Annotated in this window: 21 protein-coding genes; 6 read left to right on the forward strand and 15 right to left on the reverse strand. The window is 31.9% G+C overall.

The annotated features are described in order from the left end of the window. Position 1: 1 nt before the first annotated feature. On the reverse strand, positions 2-691 hold the full coding sequence (locus AC3VJB_RS14585; RefSeq protein WP_073184216.1) for a queuosine precursor transporter: 690 nt from the start codon (positions 689-691) through the stop codon (positions 2-4). 65 nt (positions 692-756) lie between these two features. On the opposite strand from AC3VJB_RS14585, the gene fabD reads away from it, so the two are divergent. Further along, complete coding sequence (gene fabD, locus AC3VJB_RS14590) at positions 757-1,641, forward strand: ACP S-malonyltransferase (protein ID WP_159615094.1); 885 nt, start codon at positions 757-759, stop codon at positions 1,639-1,641. 73 nt (positions 1,642-1,714) lie between these two features. On the opposite strand, the gene AC3VJB_RS14595 is transcribed toward fabD, so the two are convergent. The 3 genes from AC3VJB_RS14595 to AC3VJB_RS14605 all read right to left on the reverse strand — a co-directional run bounded on the left by AC3VJB_RS14595 (position 1,715) and on the right by AC3VJB_RS14605 (position 3,726). Next, positions 1,715-1,909 (reverse strand): hypothetical protein, encoded by a 195-nt coding sequence (locus tag AC3VJB_RS14595; protein ID WP_073184218.1) that lies wholly within the window; start codon positions 1,907-1,909, stop codon positions 1,715-1,717. A gap of 271 nt (positions 1,910-2,180) precedes the next feature. After that, positions 2,181-2,582, reverse strand: a complete 402-nt coding sequence (locus AC3VJB_RS14600; protein ID WP_159615093.1) for an MFS transporter — start codon at positions 2,580-2,582, stop codon at positions 2,181-2,183. Positions 2,583-2,598: 16 nt separating this feature from the next. Then, entirely contained in the window at positions 2,599-3,726 is a 1,128-nt protein-coding gene (locus AC3VJB_RS14605; protein ID WP_497667290.1) for a DegT/DnrJ/EryC1/StrS family aminotransferase, read from the reverse strand. A gap of 156 nt (positions 3,727-3,882) precedes the next feature. On the opposite strand from AC3VJB_RS14605, the gene AC3VJB_RS14610 reads away from it, so the two are divergent. Beyond that, on the forward strand, positions 3,883-6,315 hold the full coding sequence (locus AC3VJB_RS14610; RefSeq protein WP_497667291.1) for an ATP-binding protein: 2,433 nt from the start codon (positions 3,883-3,885) through the stop codon (positions 6,313-6,315). Here AC3VJB_RS14610 and AC3VJB_RS14615 read toward each other — a convergent pair. The 4 genes from AC3VJB_RS14615 to AC3VJB_RS14630 form a co-directional block, all read right to left on the reverse strand. Next, the gene (locus tag AC3VJB_RS14615) at positions 6,308-7,639 is read right to left on the reverse strand and encodes a sigma-54-dependent transcriptional regulator (protein WP_159615090.1); all 1,332 of its coding nucleotides are present in this window, start codon (positions 7,637-7,639) and stop codon (positions 6,308-6,310) included. The two genes, AC3VJB_RS14610 and AC3VJB_RS14615, sit on opposite strands and share 8 nt — an antisense overlap. Positions 7,640-7,749: 110 nt before the next feature. Then, entirely contained in the window at positions 7,750-8,070 is a 321-nt protein-coding gene (locus tag AC3VJB_RS14620; protein ID WP_047790858.1) for a hypothetical protein, read from the reverse strand. Between the two features lie 62 nt (positions 8,071-8,132). After that, positions 8,133-8,441 carry a PepSY-like domain-containing protein gene (locus AC3VJB_RS14625; RefSeq protein ID WP_073184239.1) on the reverse strand — a complete coding sequence of 103 codons (309 nt, stop codon included), beginning with the start codon at positions 8,439-8,441 and terminating at the stop codon, positions 8,133-8,135. 62 nt (positions 8,442-8,503) lie between these two features. Continuing rightward, positions 8,504-8,812 carry a PepSY-like domain-containing protein gene (locus AC3VJB_RS14630; protein ID WP_497667292.1) on the reverse strand — a complete coding sequence of 103 codons (309 nt, stop codon included), beginning with the start codon at positions 8,810-8,812 and terminating at the stop codon, positions 8,504-8,506. Positions 8,813-9,065: 253 nt separating this feature from the next. Here AC3VJB_RS14630 and AC3VJB_RS14635 point away from each other — a divergent pair, with 253 nt between their 5' ends. After that, a complete protein-coding gene (locus AC3VJB_RS14635) occupies positions 9,066-11,447 on the forward strand; it encodes a penicillin acylase family protein (protein WP_497667293.1) in 2,382 nt (793 codons plus the stop codon). Between the two features lie 94 nt (positions 11,448-11,541). Here AC3VJB_RS14635 and AC3VJB_RS14640 read toward each other — a convergent pair whose 3' ends face one another. The 7 genes from AC3VJB_RS14640 to AC3VJB_RS14670 form a co-directional block, all read right to left on the reverse strand. After that, on the reverse strand, positions 11,542-11,787 hold the full coding sequence (locus AC3VJB_RS14640; protein ID WP_073184246.1) for a hypothetical protein: 246 nt from the start codon (positions 11,785-11,787) through the stop codon (positions 11,542-11,544). Between the two features lie 412 nt (positions 11,788-12,199). Further along, positions 12,200-12,934, reverse strand: a complete 735-nt coding sequence (locus AC3VJB_RS14645; RefSeq protein WP_167712391.1) for a nitroreductase family protein — start codon at positions 12,932-12,934, stop codon at positions 12,200-12,202. A gap of 46 nt (positions 12,935-12,980) precedes the next feature. Then, positions 12,981-14,354: an aldehyde dehydrogenase gene (locus tag AC3VJB_RS14650; protein WP_497667294.1), complete on the reverse strand. Its 1,374-nt coding sequence runs from the start codon at positions 14,352-14,354 to the stop codon at positions 12,981-12,983. Positions 14,355-14,357: 3 nt separating this feature from the next. After that, the gene (locus AC3VJB_RS14655) at positions 14,358-15,389 is read right to left on the reverse strand and encodes an alkane 1-monooxygenase (protein ID WP_047790356.1); all 1,032 of its coding nucleotides are present in this window, start codon (positions 15,387-15,389) and stop codon (positions 14,358-14,360) included. A gap of 29 nt (positions 15,390-15,418) precedes the next feature. Beyond that, positions 15,419-16,105: an RluA family pseudouridine synthase gene (locus AC3VJB_RS14660; protein WP_047790357.1), complete on the reverse strand. Its 687-nt coding sequence runs from the start codon at positions 16,103-16,105 to the stop codon at positions 15,419-15,421. Between the two features lie 31 nt (positions 16,106-16,136). Next, positions 16,137-16,748: a ribosome biogenesis GTP-binding protein YihA/YsxC gene (yihA, locus tag AC3VJB_RS14665; protein WP_173360818.1), complete on the reverse strand. Its 612-nt coding sequence runs from the start codon at positions 16,746-16,748 to the stop codon at positions 16,137-16,139. A 24-nt stretch (positions 16,749-16,772) separates the two neighbouring features. After that, positions 16,773-17,537, reverse strand: coding sequence for an alpha/beta fold hydrolase (locus AC3VJB_RS14670; protein WP_073184256.1), 765 nt, complete (start codon positions 17,535-17,537; stop codon positions 16,773-16,775). A gap of 203 nt (positions 17,538-17,740) precedes the next feature. Between AC3VJB_RS14670 and mraZ the strand changes: the two genes are divergently transcribed. Genes mraZ through AC3VJB_RS14685 form a run of 3 tightly spaced genes read left to right on the forward strand, consistent with a single transcriptional unit; the run spans position 17,741 to position 19,420 of the window. After that, the gene (gene mraZ, locus AC3VJB_RS14675; protein ID WP_159494756.1) at positions 17,741-18,208 is read left to right on the forward strand and encodes a division/cell wall cluster transcriptional repressor MraZ; all 468 of its coding nucleotides are present in this window, start codon (positions 17,741-17,743) and stop codon (positions 18,206-18,208) included. Further along, positions 18,195-19,091 carry a 16S rRNA (cytosine(1402)-N(4))-methyltransferase RsmH gene (gene rsmH / locus AC3VJB_RS14680; RefSeq protein WP_073184260.1) on the forward strand — a complete coding sequence of 299 codons (897 nt, stop codon included), beginning with the start codon at positions 18,195-18,197 and terminating at the stop codon, positions 19,089-19,091. The genes mraZ and rsmH overlap by 14 nt, the downstream gene beginning before the upstream one ends. Further along, positions 19,091-19,420 carry an FtsL-like putative cell division protein gene (locus tag AC3VJB_RS14685; RefSeq protein WP_047790362.1) on the forward strand — a complete coding sequence of 110 codons (330 nt, stop codon included), beginning with the start codon at positions 19,091-19,093 and terminating at the stop codon, positions 19,418-19,420. The genes rsmH and AC3VJB_RS14685 overlap by 1 nt, the downstream gene beginning before the upstream one ends. The last annotated feature ends 6 nt before the right edge of the window (positions 19,421-19,426 follow it).

A 19,426-nucleotide genomic window follows, 5' to 3' on the forward strand; every position in this document is an offset into this window, starting at 1 on the left:
TTTAAAATTTGCTGATTTCTTCACCTATTTGTAAGTCAAATTTTTTTCTAAACCAATATATAACAACATACAAAACAGGAGTGTCAAGAGCTGCTATAATGACTTTAAATAAAAAACCGCTAAGTAAAAGGCTACCAAAAATACTCCAAGGAAGTATTTTAAAAGAACTCAATAAAAATAATACGGTAAAAGTATCTATAAATTGTGACAAAAAGGTAGAAAAATTATTGCGAAGCCATAAATGTTTTCCTTTAGTTAATTTTTTCCAAAAATGAAAAATTCGAATGTCTATAAACTGAGCAGCTAAGTAAGCTAGCATAGAAGCTAGTACAGCAAAAGGAGAAAGCCCAAAAACTTTGGTAAAAGTTTCGTCGCCAATGGGAGAGTTATTAATTGCAGGAGCATAATCAGCTACTAAAATAATTAACATAGAAAAAAAGGAAGCAAAAATTCCTGCTACAACAACTCTGTTGGCCTTTTTCTTACCATAAATTTCAGAAAGAATATCTGTAATTAAAAAAGTAATAGGATACGGAAGTATTCCAACAGATACTTCAAAACGAAATAAATTAAAGGGGTCCCAATAAAAAAACTTCTGAAAAATAAGGTTTGAAGTTACAAGAGAGGCTATAAATAACGAAGCTAAAACTAGGTAAATAAGTTGTGCTTGAGATTTTTGTTGTACAGTCATAAAACGAAGATAGTAATTTTAAAAGTTGTATGTTTGCAAGGTTAAATAAACAACAAAACAAACAAATGAAAGCGTATATTTTTCCAGGTCAAGGAGCACAATTTACAGGAATGGGGTTAGACTTATATGAAAACTCTCCATTAGCTCAAGAACTTTTTGAAAAAGCAAATAATATATTAGGTTTTAGTATTACTGACGTAATGTTTGAAGGTACTGCTGAAGAATTAAAACAAACTAAAGTAACACAACCAGCTATCTTTTTGCATTCAGTAATTTTAGCAAAAGTTTTAGGAGACGATTTTAAACCAGAAATGGTTGCTGGTCACTCTTTAGGAGAATTATCAGCGTTAGTAGCTAATGGTGTATTGTCTTTTGAAGATGGATTAAAATTAGTTTCTAAGCGTGCTTTAGCAATGCAAAAAGCATGTGAAATTCAACCATCTACTATGGCAGCTGTGTTAGGATTAGAAGATGTTGTAGTTGAAGAAGTTTGTGCTTCGATTGATGGAGTTGTGGTAGCAGCAAACTATAATTGTCCAGGACAATTAGTAATCTCTGGAGAAATTGAAGCTGTTGAAAAAGCTTGTGAAGTATTAAAAGAAAAAGGCGCTAAAAGGGCATTACTTTTACCTGTAGGAGGAGCATTTCATTCACCAATGATGGAGCCAGCTCGTGAGGAGTTAGCTGCAGCTATTGAAGAAACTACATTTAACGAACCTATGTGTCCAGTATACCAAAATGTGGTAGCGAAAGCAGTAACAAACCCTGCTGAAATTAAAGAAAACTTAATAGCGCAATTAACAGCGCCAGTAAGATGGACACAATGTGTGCAGGCAATGATAGCTGATGGTGGTACTGAGTTTGTTGAAGTTGGTCCTGGTAAAGTATTACAGGGATTAATGCGTAAAATTGATAGAAGTGTAGCTGCTAGTGGTGCTTCTTTAGCATAAATAGTAAAAACAGATAGTATAGAAAATCCCGTTCTTTTGGAACGGGATTTTTGTTTTGTGAAAAAGAAAATTGTTATCTAGCTAAAACACAATCTTCACAATCTTTAACTTCACCATAATAGGTTTCTCTGTATTTGTGTACCGTTTCCAGAGGTATAATATTTAAAAACATTTTTTTAATGTAGGTAACATTAGTATGAAGTTTACCCATTTTTCTTGAAAATCGTTTTTCCAAACGTGTTTCTCTTTTAATTTTAATCAATTTCATTATTCTAGTATCATTTAATTAGAGTACAAAGCTAATAAGCTTAAAGTGTGATGTCAATTAATAATCGTTAAAACATTAAAAATCAACTAATAAATATGTGTTGTTAAATTTAGAGTGTATTATTTTAAGAATATGATAATAGGAAGTAGAAACAATTCACAAATTAGAGGTGTAAAAAAGCTGTTTTTTGCTAAAATGAATAAAAAATCACTCAAAAATGATTAAAAACAACCAAAAATGAGTGATTTTTTGTCTTTTTATATAAGAAATCTTAGCTTCTGATATCTAAGGTTTGGAATATTTGTGCTTTTTTTGGAGCTAAAAGAATTAAATAAATTAATAAGATTACTCCTAACAATAAAAAATCAGGTTTTAAAATTAAAATCAAAAAACAAGCACCTTCAATAATAGCCCATCTAGCTATAGAAGCAGACTGATAAATAGCAAGTTTCTCTTCATTACTAGCATCTTTTTGAATGTTTCTCAACATGTTTTTAAAGATGAAGTTACTAGCAACATAAGCTATTGCAGGAATAAATGCATAGAACAAAGATGAGTCATCAATCACCATGTCAAACATGGTCTTGAAATTACCTAAAAATGTAAAAGCAAGAGTAATTCCAGCAATTAAGGCAAGGTGAATAATTTTTAAAGTTTTAATTTTTTGATTCATAAGATTTCAATCCAAATTATTGAATAAAATCATTTACAGTTTTAGAGATAAATGCTAGCTGCTCTTCATCTAATTCTGTATGCATTGGCAATGAAATAACTTCATCTATTAATTGATTGGTAACAGTGAAGTCATCTTCATTATATCTATCATCTTGATATGCTTTTTGAGCATGTAACGGAACAGGATAATAAATAGCATTTGGAATTCCGTTATCTAATAAATGTTGGTGTAACTCATTACGTTTTCCGTTAGTAATTCTCAATGTATACTGATGGAAAACATGCGTTGTAAAATCGCTAATAGTTGGTGTGATAATATTTGGGTTGTTAGCAAATGAATTTGAATAATATTCAGCAGCTTTTCTGCGGGCATCACAATAGTTATCTAATAAAGGTAACTTAGCTTTTAATACAGCCGCTTGAATAGAATCTAAACGAGAGTTTACTCCAACTACATCATGGTAGTAGCGTTTGTACATTCCGTGATTAACCATTCCGCGAAGTGTATGTGCTAATTCATCATCATTGGTAAAAATAGCTCCACCATCACCATAGCAACCTAAGTTTTTAGAAGGGAAGAAAGATGTTGTTCCCACATTTCCAATAGTTCCAGCTTTTTTCTTAGTTCCGTTAGAAAAAGTATAATCTGCTCCAATAGCTTGAGCATTATCTTCTATTACTAATAAGTTATGTTCTTTAGCAATTTCTAAAATAGCTTCCATATTAGCACATTGTCCGAATAAATGAACAGGAACAATAGCTTTTGTTTTAGGGGTAATTACCTTTTTTAGAGCTTCAATGTCAATATTAAAAGTGTCAGGTTCAACATCAACTAAAACAGGAGTTAATTTTAATAAACCGATAACCTCAACAGTTGCAGCAAATGTAAAATCAGCTGTAATCACCTCGTCACCTGGCTCTAAACCTAAGCCCATCATAGCTATTTGTAACGCGTCAGTACCGTTAGCACACGGAATTACATGTTTAACACCTAAATAACTCTCTAAATCAACTTGAAAATCACGAACATAAGGTCCGTTAATATATGCTGAAGAATTTAAAACTTCTTGAATAGAAGCATCAACCGTATCTTTAATTTTTTGATATTGACTTTGTAAGTCAACCATTTGAATTTTTCTCATTTTGACATGATTTTATAAACATCAAAAATACAAACTATCTTTGATTGTTACGAGGTCTTTAGGCAAAATAATATCTATTAATAATTCAAAATTTAATAGATATATTTAAAACAAGAAAGACGAAGTATCGTTATTTTTACCAAAGATTATTAATTAATGAAAGAATCTAAACGTAAAATAGCTTTTAAGGTTTTAGTGGGTTATGCTACCCTAGCGGTTTTAGCGGTTATTTCAGGAATCTTGCTGTTTTCTGAAATAAAAACATACATAGAGATACAAAAACAAGGAGTTTCTGATAGGAATAATATTATACAAACAGGAGGGTTAATTGCTGATATATATGAAAATGAAAATTTAGGGAGAGCCGCCATTCAGTTAAATTCTTATAAACGATATAATGAATATGTTACCGAGAATAAATTATTGTTGAAAAAAATTGACTCACTTAACTTCATAGCAAAAGACGTATCTAAAACATTTATTTTAGACAGTGTTAAGCTGGTTTTAAATAAAAAACGAAAAAACATAACAAGTTTAAGAAGGTTAAACCAAAGGAATGCTTCAGAAAAATCAATAGATGAGGCTATAGACAAGCTAGGGTCTATAGATTCTTTATTAGGCAAAGGTTCAGTAAAAGATCTTGTAGATAATCCAGATGTTTTTAATAAGAAAACTGGATTAAGTTTAGAAAAGTATTTACGCCTGTTTGATAATGAAGAAGAAGGAGAAGAGAAGCCTGTTAATGTTGAAGAACAAAAGAAAATTGACTCATTAGTTTCTGCATCTAAAGAAATACTTCAAAAAGCGCAGAGAGAAACAGTTATTAAACGTAGATTTTTGAGAATAAAAGAGAGAGAATTAATAGAAAATGATATTATAATTTCAAGAAAATTACGAGAGGTTTTAAATGTACTAGAAAAAGATGTTATTGTTAATGCTAACATAGCTCATAAAAAACATGAAGAAACGTTAGAACGTAGTAGAAACATAATTCTATTAGCAGCTGGAGTAGGTTTTGTAATAATTATACTTTTTTCAATAATAATATTAAATGATTTTTGGAGGAGTCAACATTATAGGCAAGAATTAGAAAGTGCAAATACAGTTACTTCTTCACTTTTAAAAAGTAGGGAGCAACTAATATCCATGGTAAGTCATGATTTAAGAACTCCTTTAAGCACAATTACCGGTTTTAGCGAGTTATTACAAAAATCAATTACTAGTACTAAAGAGAAAAATTATGTGGTGCATATACAAAATGCATCGGTTTACATGGGACAGCTTGTCGGCGATCTTTTAGAATTTTCTAAATTAGAGAATAGTAAAATAACTATTGAAACTATTCCTTTCGATTTAAAAAGAAATATAGAGGAAGTAGCTAATAGCGCTAAAAGCCTTGTTCAAAATAAACCAATTTCAATAAATGTAAATCATGATGAAAATATAAATTCATTAATTGTTAGTGATCCTTTTAGAATAAAACAAATACTATATAATTTAGTAACTAACGCATGTAAGTTTACAAAAGAAGGTTCAATAACAATAAAAAGTAAGTTAAGAAGCGTAAAAGAAAAAAAATATATAGAGATTAGAGTGATTGATACTGGAGTTGGAATTGGAAAAGATGAACAAGAAAAAGTTTTTAAAGAATTTACGCAAGCACATGAAAAAGAGAATAGGCAAAATGGATTTGGGTTAGGTTTGACCATTTCTAGAAGACTAGCAGAACTTTTGGGAGGATCTTTAACTTTACAAAGTAGTTTAGGAAAAGGCAGTATATTTTCGTTGTTCGTGCCTATTACTTTTGCTGAAGAAAAATCAAATATAAAAGAGATAAGTTCACAAAATAAAAGCCTTAATATTAATGCTATAATAGTTGAGGATGATGCTTCTTTGAGAATACTTTTGAAAAATGTTTTAGAAGAATTAGGAATAGCGGTAACTTCTTTTAGTAATGCGCAAGAGGCACTAAGTAGAATAGATAATATTATCTATGATTTAGTGCTTACAGATATACAACTTCCTAAAATGAATGGTATTCATTTTATGGAAACCTTAAAAAAACACAAATCTTACAAAGGTCAGCCCATTATAGCAATGACAGGGAGAGCAAATTTATCGGAGAATGAATATGTTAAAAATGGTTTTTCAGATGCCATAATAAAACCATTTCACGCTAAAAAATTGGAAGAAATTTTACAGCGATTTTTTGATTTCAAAGCCCAGGAAAAAGATGTGGTTATTAGTAAGATTGACAACGAAATAACAACAAATAGCTTTGATATTACTTCCTTGAAAACATTTTTGAATAATGACGAAGTAGAGATAAAGAAAATATTAAAATCTTTTTTAAAAGATACCGGAGAGAATTTATTGCTATTAAAAGAGTTAGTGAATAATAATGATGTACAGGGGTTTAATGACGTTAGTCATAAAATGTTGGGAATGTTTAGGCAATTAAAAGCTACTAAGTTAATAACTTTTTTAGAAGAATTTGAGGTTAGTAAAGAGATAAATAAAACCTCATGGAAAGATTTTGAAAAAGAATTAGAAATCTTTTTAGTAGAAATAAAAAAGTATCTTAACTAATATTATGCTCTTTCAGTTTATTATACAAAGTCTTTCTAGTAATATTTAAAAGCTTTGCAGCTTTAGTTTTGTTGTTTTTAGCCTCATGTAAAGCCCTAATAATAAGTTTTTTTTCATTTTCCTTGGTAGAAAATTCATTAGGGATGCTGTATTGATCTTCAGTGTTTTTTAATTCTTCAGGCAACACTTCTTTTTCTATAATTTCTGTCTGAGATAAAAGTGTAGCTCTTTTGATAACATTAGATAACTCTCGTAAGTTCCCTGGCCAGTTATATTGTTGAAATAAAGTTAGTACTTCATGAGAAAAGCCAACGATTGATTTATTGAGTTGTTTGTTGGCTTTTTCTAAAAAGAAATCGGCATAAAGAATTAAATCGTCTTTTCTATCATTTAGATTAGGGACTTTAATAGAAAACTCATTTAAACGATGGTATAAATCTTCTCTAAAATTACCTTTTTCAACAGCTGATAATAAATCTTCATTAGTGGCAGTAATTAAACGAATATCTACCATAATTTCCTTACTGCTTCCCACAGGTTTAATCTTTCTTTCTTGTAAAGCACGTAAAAGTTGTACCTGACTTTCGTAGTTTAAGTTTCCTACTTCATCTAAAAAAAGAGTACCTCCATTCGCTGCTTCAAAATGCCCTATTTTATCATTTATAGCTCCTGTAAATGATCCTTTTTGATGTCCAAAAAATTCACTTGAGGCAATCTCTTTAGGTATAGCTCCGCAATCCACGGCAATAAAAGGCTTATCTTTACGTAAGCTTTGAGTATGAATTGTACTAGCTACAACTTCTTTACCTGTGCCACTTTCACCTGTAATAAGAACAGACATGTCAGTTGGAGCTACTAAATGGATGTGTTCATAAAGGCTTTTAGAAGCTGCGCTTATACCGGTAACGATATGAGAATTAGAAACTTTTTTATCTTCTTTTTTAGGTTCAGTAATTTGTTCGGTTTTAACTTCCAGAGCATTATTAATTACTTCTAAAACTTCATCAGGATTAAAAGGTTTAGAAATATAATCAAAAGCACCTTGTTTCATAGCTTGAACGGCTGTTGATACTTCAGCATAACTCGTCATTAAAACAACAGGGATGTCGCTATCAGTGTTTTTACTTTGCTTTAATAAATCAATACCATTACCGTCAGGAAGGCGTAAATCAGTAAAAATCAAATTATATGAATTTTCTTTCAATAGAGTAGAGGCATTTTTAATTGTATAACTAACCTCGACAACATATTTGTGTCGTTCTAAAAAATGTTTTAACATGTTAGAAAATGTAACATCGTCTTCTACCAATAAGATATTTTTCATAAAAAAGGTTGCTCTAAATTGTTCAGATAAAAATTCTCTGTAAAAATAAAAAGAGCGTTTTATATGAAAACGCTCTTTTGCTAATAAAATTGAGGAGGGAAATAAAAAAATTACTTTTTAGTATTGTTTACTTCTTTTTCATTTAACAAATTACCTTCTTTATCAATGTAAATAGTCTTCTTGGTGCTTCCTTCACTAACCTCTAGTTTGTACTGCTCTTTTTCATTAATAAAAGCTTTACTTAAGGTAGCCTTAGGGAAACTTTCTTTAATAGAGTTAACCAACGCTGCTGGTAATTTATCTAAAGATATTTCTTGGAATCCATCAGCTACAACTGTATGAATTGGAGTAATAGGTGTAAGAGTGTTGTTTACTGTTGCGTAAGTTGAAACACCTGTTAAAATTGCTACTGCTAAGATTAATTTTTTCATGATATTAAGTTTTTAAGTTATAATTATTAATTGTTGTAATACTACAAGGGAAATTTATGTGTTTACTTTACCTCTTTAGCGTCTAACCAGTTTCCGTCTTTGTCGGCGAAAACGGTTTTGTTACCATTTTCTAAAGAAATTTCTAACTTGTATTGTTCTTTACTGTTTACAAAAGCTTTTCCTAGTGTACCTTTAGGAAAACTCTCTTTTACAGCATTCACTACAGCTGAAGGTAATTTATCTAAAGATATTTCTTGAAATCCGTTCTCTACAACTGTATGAATTGGAGTAATAGGTGTAAGAGTGTTATTTACTGTTGCATAAGTTGAAACACCTGTTAAAATTGCTACTGCTAAGATTAATTTTTTCATGATATTAAGTTTTTAAGTTATAATTATTAATTGTTGTAATACTACAAGGGAAATTTATGTGTTTACTTTACCTCTTTAGCGTCTAACCAGTTTCCGTCTTTGTCGGCGAAAACGGTTTTGTTGCCATTTTCTAAAGAAATTTCTAACTTGTATTGTTCTTTACTGTTTACAAAAGCTTTTCCTAGTGTACCTTTAGGGAAACTCTCTTTTACAGCATTCACTACAACTGAAGGTAACTTATCTAAAGATATTTCTTGAAATCCGTTCTTTACAACTGTATGAGTTGGAGTAATAGGTGTAAGAGTATTATTTACTGTTGCATAAGTTGAAGCTCCTGCTAAAATCGCTACTGCTAAAATTAAATTTTTCATGATATTAAGTTTTTAAGTTATTTACATATTTGTTTATTGTATAGAAATAAATATGCCATCGACTTTAATTAAACCTTTAAAAACTTTAACGTGTTGATTTTTAATAGTATATTGTTTTTTTAGGTTTGGGCAGATAATAGCTTTATGTGTAAAAAGTGTATAAGTAAAGAGTAGAAGTGTGTAAAAATTACACTATTTACCCAAAAAGAGGAACAATAAATAAATCTGTTATCTTTGAAGAAAATCATCCCTAATGAAGTTATTAAAAAAGTCTTTAAAAATTGTTTTACTACTTTTAGTGTTATTAAGTGTTGGAATTTGGCTATTTACAAAAACTCTGCATCCAACTTATAAAGGAGAGTTAGAACTTAACTCAATTTCAGATAAAGTTACAGTGTATTATGATGAGGTTGGAGTGCCGCATATCAACGCGCAAAATCAACTAGATGCTTATACTGCTTTAGGATATGTACATGCACAAGATAGATTGTGGCAAATGGAGCTTATCAGAAGAATTTCAGCTGGAAGATTAGCAGAAGTTTTTGGAAAAGATTTGGTAAGAGTCGATAAATTTTTCTCTGGATTAGGAATTGAAGAAGCTGCTGAAAAAACAATTCAAGAATTAGATAAAAATTCAGAAACGTATAAATTAACGGAAGCATATTTAAATGGGGTTAATCAGTTCATAGAAGAAGGAGCAACGCCCTTAGAATTTTATTTAGTAGGATTGGATAAAGAAAATTATACAATTAAAGATGTGTATAATGTTTTTGGTTATATGGCATTTAGTTTTGCAATTGCCCATAAAACTGATCCGTTGTTAACTGAAGTAAAAGAAAAGTTAGGTGAGTCTTATGTAAATGAGTTGTTGAATTCTTTCGATAAAAATTTAACACTGAATAAGACAACTAATAAAGGTACAATTAAAGCAGAGATGTCTATAGCGGTAAGCAAGATTGTAGATCAGTTGCCAGTTGCACCTTTTATAGGAAGTAACTCTTGGGTAATTGCACCACCTAAAGCCAAAAACGGTAAGGTAATTTTTGCGAACGATCCACATATCGCATTTTCTCAACCATCTGTTTGGTATCAAAATCATATAAAAACTCCAGACTTTGAAATCTACGGATTTAATCTGGCTTTGATGCCATTTCCGTTGTTAGGACACAATAAAGAGTATGCTTACGGATTAACAATGTTAGCAAATGACGATTTGAACTTTTATATAGAAGAAAACAATCCAGAAAATTCAATGGAGTACAAAACACCTAATGGATACCAGAAATATGAGTTATGGGACAAACGTATAAAGGTTAAAGGAGGAAAAGATACTACATATCAAGTGAAAGTTAGTAAACATGGCCCGATTATGAACGGATTAATAGAGCATGTAACAGATGAAAGACCAATTGCAATGAACTGGATTTATACGCAACTGCCTAATCAATTATTAGAAGCATCACATAAAATGTCGCATGCAAATTCGTTACAAGACTTTAAAACAGGAACCGCCAAAATTCATGCACCAGGATTAAATGTAATGTATGGAGATAAGAAAGGGAATGTAGGTTGGTTTGCATCGGCTAAATTATATCAATTAAGAGATAGTTTGTCTTCTAAAACGTACTTAAACGGAGCTTCTGGTAAGGATGAAATTGTAGAATATTTAGATTTTAAAGATAATCCGAAAGCGGAAAATCCTAGTTGGAATTATGTGTATTCAGCAAATAATCAACCTGATTCTGTGAGAGGTAAGTTATATCCGGGATATTACCAACCAGAAGATAGAGCAAAACGAATTGTTCAGTTATTAGAATCTAAAAACGATTTTACGAAAGAGGATGTAGCTGAAATGATTTATGATGTAACCTCACCTGTAGTTCCAGAAATTGGGAGAGAATTGTTAGCAAGTGTAGATAAGTCGTCACTATCTCCTTCAGCTAAAAAAGCATATTCAGTGTTAGAAAAGTGGGATGGAGAGTATTTAAAAACCAACGTAGCTCCGACTATTTATAATCGATTTTTGTATGAATTTTTAACTGCTACTTATAAAGATGAGTTAGGAGATAGCTTTCAGTTGTTTATTGATACGCAATTACAAGATCAAGTATTAGCACAACAAGCTAAAAGAGAGCAATCGGTTTGGTGGGATAATATTTTAACAATAAATAAAGTTGAAACTAGAAATGAAATAATAACAATAGCTTTTCAAAAATCCATCACGTTTTTACAAAACCAATTAGGAGAGAATGTAGATAATTGGACGTGGAATCGCGTAATTTCAGTGGAATACGAACACGCTATTGGTAAAGCGGGAGGTTTGTTGCGTAAGTTTTTCAATGTAGGTCCGTTTGAAACTATTGGAGGAAATGAGGTGATTAACAACCAGATTTTTAAATTGGATAGTACAGGTGTGTATAAAATTCATGGTGGACCATCAACACGTAGAGTCATTGATTTTTCAGATGTAGAGAATAGCATTGCGATTTTACCTACAGGACAATCAGGAAATGTGTTTAGTCCATATTACAAAGACCAAGCACAAAAATATGTAGATGGTGAGTTTGTAAAAATGAGCCTTAATGAGACAGCTATAAAGAAGAGCGCAAATAAGTTGGTGTTTTTACCGAAGTAAAGAGTAAGTGTAGATTAGAAAATAAGAAAATATTATTATAAAAAAGGAAAAGAGGCTTAAGCCTCTTTTCCTTTTTTATAATATAAGAATCTTGTTAAGCAACACATGTTCCATTAGAGCATGTTCCTGATCTTAAAACATATCCGTAACCATCACTGGCAGGTACAGCCATATTGGCGCATTGACTATTAAAAGAACAGCCGCAAGAAGGGTCATATTGAGTTTCATTTAGATTGTCACAATATTCATCATAGTGGCGTGGGTAAGTTAATCCTCCTTTTATTTGTTTTTGATCAGCTTTGTTTAAAACTTTACCTAAGGTTAAAATTGATTTTTTCATTTTCAAAATAATTTAAATTTTTATATATTCCTTGAACATTTAAAGACACTCAAGGTCTATGTCTGTTTTTTATTTCAATAGATGTGAAAAAATAAACGAACTAACTTTTAATTAGAATTAATTATCTTGGGAACAAAGAAATATCATAGTTAGTTATAGTCAATTTTTACAGCTTTTTAATTTTTTTTTGAATTTAATAGGAAACTAATATAATAAAAATTACTTTCTGTAACAGGTAAGATTTAAAACTTTGTTTTTGAAAAGTTATTAAGCTAAAAACGTATAGCTTTTTAATTTTTTCGTAATAAATCGTTAAGCTAATTTCTTCTTGAAGGTGGTTGATTTAATAGAAGAGGATATTAAAATTTGTTATAACACTCATAAAATAATGAGAAATTGGTTTATTTCTGGGTTAAACCTCTTTATAAACCTCCTCAAAAGGAATTCTAAAACGTTCTCCATATACACCTTCTGGTTTACGAATACCACAAGAAACAATCATATTAATTTCTGCACCAAAAGGTAGTTCTAGCAAACGTTTTACACGCCAAGTATCAGAGCCTTCCATAGGGCAGGTGTCGTAACCTTCAGCAGCCATAGAGAGCATGAATGTTTGTGCTGCCAATCCGCAAGTTTTGTGAGCTACAATGCGCATATCACTATTACGAACTTCACGGTAAATAGGTCGGAAAAGTCCAACAAAAAGAATCATTAAATATTTAAGATAACCAACAATTCCGAAGATGTCAAAGTAGGTAAACGGAATTAATTTTCCGTAGTAGTTACGCGCTACTTTTTCTCTACTTCGTTGTTCTGATTTCGGATTGTTTTTACCAAAAACTTCATCCATAAAAGCTAAGTTAGCTTTGGATCTTTTACGCCACAAATCTTTACGAGTCACAAAAACCACTAGTTGCTGAGCAGTTTTAGCTGCATTTTGATTAAAGCATAATGGAGCCATTTTTTTTATAATTTCTTTATCAGTGATATGATAAAACTCCCACAGTTGCATGTTGCTACTGGTAGGAGCTAAAATAGCTTGCTCTAAACATTTTTTTACAACAGCAGTGTCTATCGGTTTTTTAGGGTCATATACTCTTACTGAACGACGGTAGTTAACTGCTTCGGATACGGTTTTTTCACTCATTTATATAGGTGTCTTGATTCTTGTGTCTATTTGTCTTTTATCTAATTTATCCTAGTTTCATTAAGGTTTTTAATTGCTTTAATTTTCCTTTGTATGGAGCATATCGAGTAGGAACATCTAACCAAGTTCCGCGAGAAACCACTCCTTTATGATGAGAAAACGTATCAAAAGTTTTTTTTCCATGGTAACTGCCTATACCGCTTTCACCAACGCCACCAAAAGGTAACCTATGATTAGCAAAATGTACAGTGGTATCGTTTATGGTTCCACCTCCAAATGAATAACGTTGAATCATTTTTTTAGCAAATGAATTTCTATTGGTAAACACATATAAAGCCAGAGGTTTGTCGTATTTAGTAGTGATTTTTTCAATGTCAGCTTCATTTTCGTAAGAGATTAGCGGGAAAATAGGTCCGAAAATCTCACCTTTCATGACTTCACTATCTAAATTAGGTTCGTCAATTAATGTAGGAGCAATGTAGCGATCGTCTCTATCAGTTTGTCCGCCAATCACACACTTTTCATTTTCTAGCATCAAAGCTAAACGATCAAAATTACGAGTGTTAACAATACGTGGAAAATCTGGAGAGTTTTGAGGGTTTCTTCCGTAAGTTCTAAAAATTTCATCTTTAAATTGTTGTATAAATTGCTCTTTTACTGATTTGTGTATCAATAAATAATCAGGAGCAATACAAGTTTGCCCACCGTTAATGAATTTTCCCCAAACCAAACGTTTTGCAGTCAATTTAATATTGGCAGTTTCGTCAACAATACATGGACTTTTTCCTCCAAGTTCTAGGGTAACAGGAGTTAAATTATTAGCAGCGGCTTTGGCGACAATTTTACCAACAGGAACACTGCCTGTAAAGAAAATATAATCCCAACGTTGTGCTAACAATTCAGTAGAAACATCTACGCCACCTTCAACCACAGCTACATGGTTTTTATCAAATACAGCTTCAATAATTTCTTTGGTAATTTTACTTGTATGCGGTGTCAGTTCCGAAGGTTTCAATACTACAGTGTTACCTGCTGCAATAGCACCTAATAATGGTGCGAATGCTAGTTGATACGGGTAATTCCAAGGAGCAATGATAAGTACAGTTCCGTAAGGTTCTTTATAAATTTTTGCAGAGGACGGAAAATTTAGTAACGACGGTAATACACGTTGAGGTTTACTCCAAGAGTGTATATTTTTTATGGCCATTTTTAATTCAGCCGAAACAATAGAAGTTTCGGTCATTACTGCTTCGTATTCTGATTTTTTAAAGTCATCATGTAGTGCTTTTATGATGTCTTTTTCTCTTGCAACAAGTTCTTTTTGTAATCTTTTTAAGGTACTTTTTCTAAAAGAAATATCTTTGGTTTGTTGAGTAGCAAAATAGTTTTTTTGCGACTGAACTAATTCGGGAATATTCATAAGCTATAAGTCTTGTATTTTTTTATTCATTATTGAAAACCATAATGGAGGAACCAAGGCTACCAGCATCATACCCGGGTATCCTGTTGGCATTTGTGGGCTTTCTGGTAATGATTTTAAGAGCTGATAATGTTTGCTTCCGTTATAGTGATGGTCGGAGTGACGGGATAAATTAAACAACATTAACATACCAATTCTGTGATCAGAATTCCATGAATGCGTTCTTTTTACACGCTCATAACGACCTTTTTCATTCTGTTTACGTAGTAGTCCATAATGTTCTATATAGTTTACAGTTTCAAGTAATAAAATTCCAAAAACAGCAGCGGTGATAAAAGCTAGTAATGCTTTTAATCCGAATAAAAAGAAAATACCAGCTAATAAAAGAATGTTACAGAGTGTGTAAATGAGCATTCTATTTTGTAAGTGAAACCAGCTTCTTTCTGAATTTTTTAAACGTGTATTTTCCACTTCCCAAGCTTGATAATAGCTTTGAAAATGAGAACGAATCCAAAACAGGTAAACAATTTCATTTCTTCTTGCAGTCGCGGCGTCTTTTGGAGTGGCTACATTAAAATGATGTCCTGCATTATGGTAGGGTAGAAAGTGGGTGTCTAATGAAGTTAGTAGTAAAATTTCTCCTAAAAGCTCATCAAAACGGTTGTTTCTATGTCCTAACTCATGCCCAACATTAATACCAATAACGCCACATAGCAAGCCCATAGCTGAGATTTTTCCTATATATTCTAAGATAGTTAATTGTGTGTCTTTCATTATCCATAAAAACCACACTAGGAAAACTAATTGAATAGGTACCATTGCGTATAGAATATAGGTGTAGAGTCTATTTTCTTTTTCTTGCGCTTCTTGTTCTTTATTGAAATTATTTTTATCAGGTTTAAAAAGTAATTCGAGAAGAGGAACTAAGCCGAAGAAAACAAGTAAAGGTAAAAGTGTTAACCATCCCATATTTGTAAACGAAATGTAAACAGTGATAGGGAGTGTTAAAATCGTTAAAAATTTAAGAGCTTTCATCTTGGGTGAAATTTGTCTAAATATACAAATTACAAACAAGCATCCCAAACGGGGTCAGAAGGAGTTGGAGCGGTAACCTTAATAGGTTCTTTGCTAACAGGGTGTGTAAATTGAATTTTTCGAGCATGTAAATGAATGCTTCCGTCTTTGTTGCTTCTTTTAGCACCGTATTTTAAATCTCCTTTTATAGTAGAGCCAATGTTAGAAAGCTGTACGCGAATTTGATGGTGACGTCCAGTTTCCAAGTCGACCTCTAATAATGAATAATTATCTAGTTTTTTAAGCGTTTTGTAGTGAAGTATAGCTTTTTTACTTCCGTTAACCTCTTTAGTGTAAGCGGTCGATTTGTTATTTTTTGGATTCTTTTTTAAGTAATTTGTTAAGGTATCGGTTGCTTTTTTAGGTTGCTGTTGAACCACTGCCCAGTATGTTTTTTTAATGGTTTTGTCACGTAACATTTTATTAAGTCGTTCTAAGGCTTTTGAAGTACGTGCGTAGATAACGATACCTGTAGTAGGGCGATCTAGCCTGTGAACGGTTCCTAAAAATACGTTTCCAGGTTTGTTGTATTTATCTTTAATATATTCTTTAACAACATCTAAAAGTGGTTTGTCGCCTGTTTTGTCACCTTGCACTATATCACCAGCCCGCTTATTAATCACTATAATGTGATTGTCTTCATGTAAAACTTGTAAGTTTTCTTTTATAGAGTGCATTATTAATACTTCCCTTAAGGTATGGTGAAAATTATTTAAAATTCTCCGCTACATCTTCGTTAACTTGATCAATAAAGTTTAAAAACTCATCTCGCCCCATCCCTGTAGAAGATGAGGTAACAAAAGAAATTGGTAATTCCTCCCAGTAATTTAATAATTTCTTTTTGTAAGTGGTAATTTGTTTGTTGAGTTTAGAGCTCCCTAGTTTATCAGCTTTGGTAAAAACAATACAAAACGGAATGCGGTTTTCACCTAAAAACTGCATGAATTCCAAATCTATTTTTTGTGGATCGTGGCGAGAATCGATTAAAACAAAAGTACAAACCAGCTGTTCACGTTCTTTAAAATAGTTTTCAATAAAAAATTGAAAAATTTGACGCTTTTTTTTAGAAACCTGTGCATAACCATATCCAGGAAGATCTACTAAAAACCATTCGTCATTAATTTTAAAATGGTTGATAAGTTGTGTCTTCCCTGGTTTACCAGAGGTTTTTGCCAAATCTTTACGCTCCATCAACATATTGATTAATGAAGATTTTCCGACATTTGAGCGACCTATAAAAGCGTACTCAGGTATTCTGTCTTTAGGAGCCTTGGTAACATTGCTGTTACTCATTACAAATTCAGCAGATTTTATTTTCATACTATAATTAAGCTAGTTTAGCTGTTATATTTCGCGTTTAGAAAGCCACCCTTCTAAAATTTTATTAAATTCTTCTGGTGTTTCCATCATAGCTGCATGTCCGCATTTGTCAATCCAGAATAAATCGGCATCAGGTAAAAGTTTTTTGAAGTCTTCAGCAACTTCAGGTGGAGTAACACTGTCTTGTTTTCCCCAAATTAAACAGGTAGGTTGTTTCATGTTGGGTAAATCTTTAGCCATGTTATGACGAATGGCACTTTTAGCAATAGCTAGTGTTCTAATCAAGGTATTTCTATCATTTATAACATCGTACACTTGATCAACAAGTTCGTCTGTAGCAATGGCTTTATCATAAAAAACATCTTGTGCTTTTTTTCTAACAAACTCCTTGTCACCTCTTTTAGGATAGCTATCTCCCATTGAGTTTTCGTATAATCCAGAACTACCTGTTAAAACTAATGCTTTAACATCTTCAGAATAATGTTTTGTATAGTATAAAGCTATATGTCCGCCTAGAGAATTTCCTAGTAGAGTAACATTTTTAAGCCCTTTATACTCTATGAAATCATGTAAAAACTTGGCTAAATTTTTTACATTAGTTTTAAGGAGGGGTAATGTGTATAAGGGTAACTCTGGTATAAAAACTTGATATCCTTTTTTTGAAAGATGATTAAAAGTGGAACCAAAATTACTAAGAGCTCCCATTAACCCGTGAAGAATGATAATTGGGCTTCCTTCTCCTGCTTCAGCATATGTAAATTTGTCTTCTTTCTTTAAAAATTCAGTCATATATGTTTTTGATTTGACTTAACCACAAATGTAGTTCTTTTTTATCACTTTTTCATTTTTATTATTTACTGTGTAGGCGAGTCTTTTAAGTGGTTTATTTTGAGTTTTTTATCTCCAGAAGTAAAACTTATCAACAAAGTGGTAAAAAGTGGTAAAAAGTGGTAAATATTTTTTATTTTTGATGCAAACTATAGATTCTTTACGTGGTAAGTTTAATTGGAACATATGAGTGCAAGGTAGATGCTAAAGGGAGGTTGATGATGTCGTCAGCGTTCAAGAAGCAATTGTCTTCTGTGTTGCAAGAGGGGTTTGTGATTAAACGTTCTGTTTTTCAGTCTTGTCTGGAGTTGTATCCAATGCAAGAATGGAATCTGGTAATGGCAAAAATCAATAAACTAAATCGATTTGTAAAGAAAAATAATGATTTTATCAGAAGGTTTACTGCCGGTGTGAAAATGGTGGATGTAGATGCTTCAGGGAGAGTCTTGATTCCGAAAGATTTATGTCAGTTTGCGGGTATTGAAAAGCAAGTGGTGCTCTCTTCTGCAGTGAATATTATTGAAATTTGGGATAAGGATAAGTACGAAAAAGTAATTGATGATGCTGTTGTTGATTTTGCTGAGTTAGCAGAAGAAGTAATGGGTAATACGGAAGCAGATGAGTTATCATAATCCAGTTTTATTGAAAGAAAGTGTTGATGCACTTAGTATAAAGGAAGATGGAGTTTATGTGGATGTTACCTTTGGAGGAGGGGGGCATTCTAGAGAAATATTAAGTCGATTAGGTGAAAAAGGAAGATTGTTTGCTTTTGATCAAGATCCTGATGCGCAACAAAATAAAATTGACGATCCGCGTTTTGTTTTGATTGGAGAGAATTTTCGATTCATATCGAGGTTTTTGCGCTTTTATGGTGTTAGGAAAGTAGATGGGGTGCTGGCTGATTTAGGAGTGTCTTCACATCAGTTTGATGAAGCAGAAAGAGGTTTTTCTACTCGTTTTGATGCAGATTTGGATATGCGAATGGATCAGAAATCTGAATTATCAGGAAAAAAAATAATCAATACCTATAGTGAGGAAGATTTGGCGGATGTGTTGTTTTTGTATGGAGAATTGCGGAATGCGCGAACCTTGGCGAAAACTATTGTTGAGGCAAGAGTTGATAGAGAAATTAAAACGAGCTTTGAGTTAAAAGAAGTGTTGCAAAAATTTCTTCCGAAAGCAAAAGAACATAAAATACTAGCGCAAATTTTTCAAGCAATACGAATAGAAGTGAATCAGGAGTTGGAGGTGTTGAAAGAATTTTTGCAGCAAATCCCAGACTTGTTAAATGAAGAAGGTAGATTGAGTGTGATTTCATATCATTCTTTGGAAGATAGGTTGGTGAAACGATTTATAAGGACCGGATTGTTTAGTGGTGAACCAGAAAAAGATTTTTATGGTAATACCAGTGAACCACTTAAAAAAGTTGGTAAAATGATTGTGCCAACAAAAGAGGAGATAAAAGAAAATAATAGAGCACGTAGTGCGAAACTAAGAATAGCAACATTAAAGTAATGTCAATAGTAAGAAAGGGTATATACGATCTTTTAAGAGGTAGTTTTCTTACGGATGAAAGCTCGTTTAAGAATTGGCGAATTTTGATTTTTACAGTTGTTTTACTATTAGTGATGATCTATAGTTCGCATAGTGCCGATGCAAAAGTGGTGCAAATAGCAGTGCTTAATAAGAAGAAAAGAGAGTTGCGGGCTGAAGATGTGGACACGAGTACTCAATTAATGCGAATGAAGTTAGAGAGTAGTATTCGAGATAAAGTAAAAAACAAAGGGTTGTACCCTGCAAAAAAACCGCCCCAAAAAATAAAAGTAACATATAATAAAGAGTAATATAAA

This window comes from Tenacibaculum sp. TB-53, assembly GCF_059716285.2.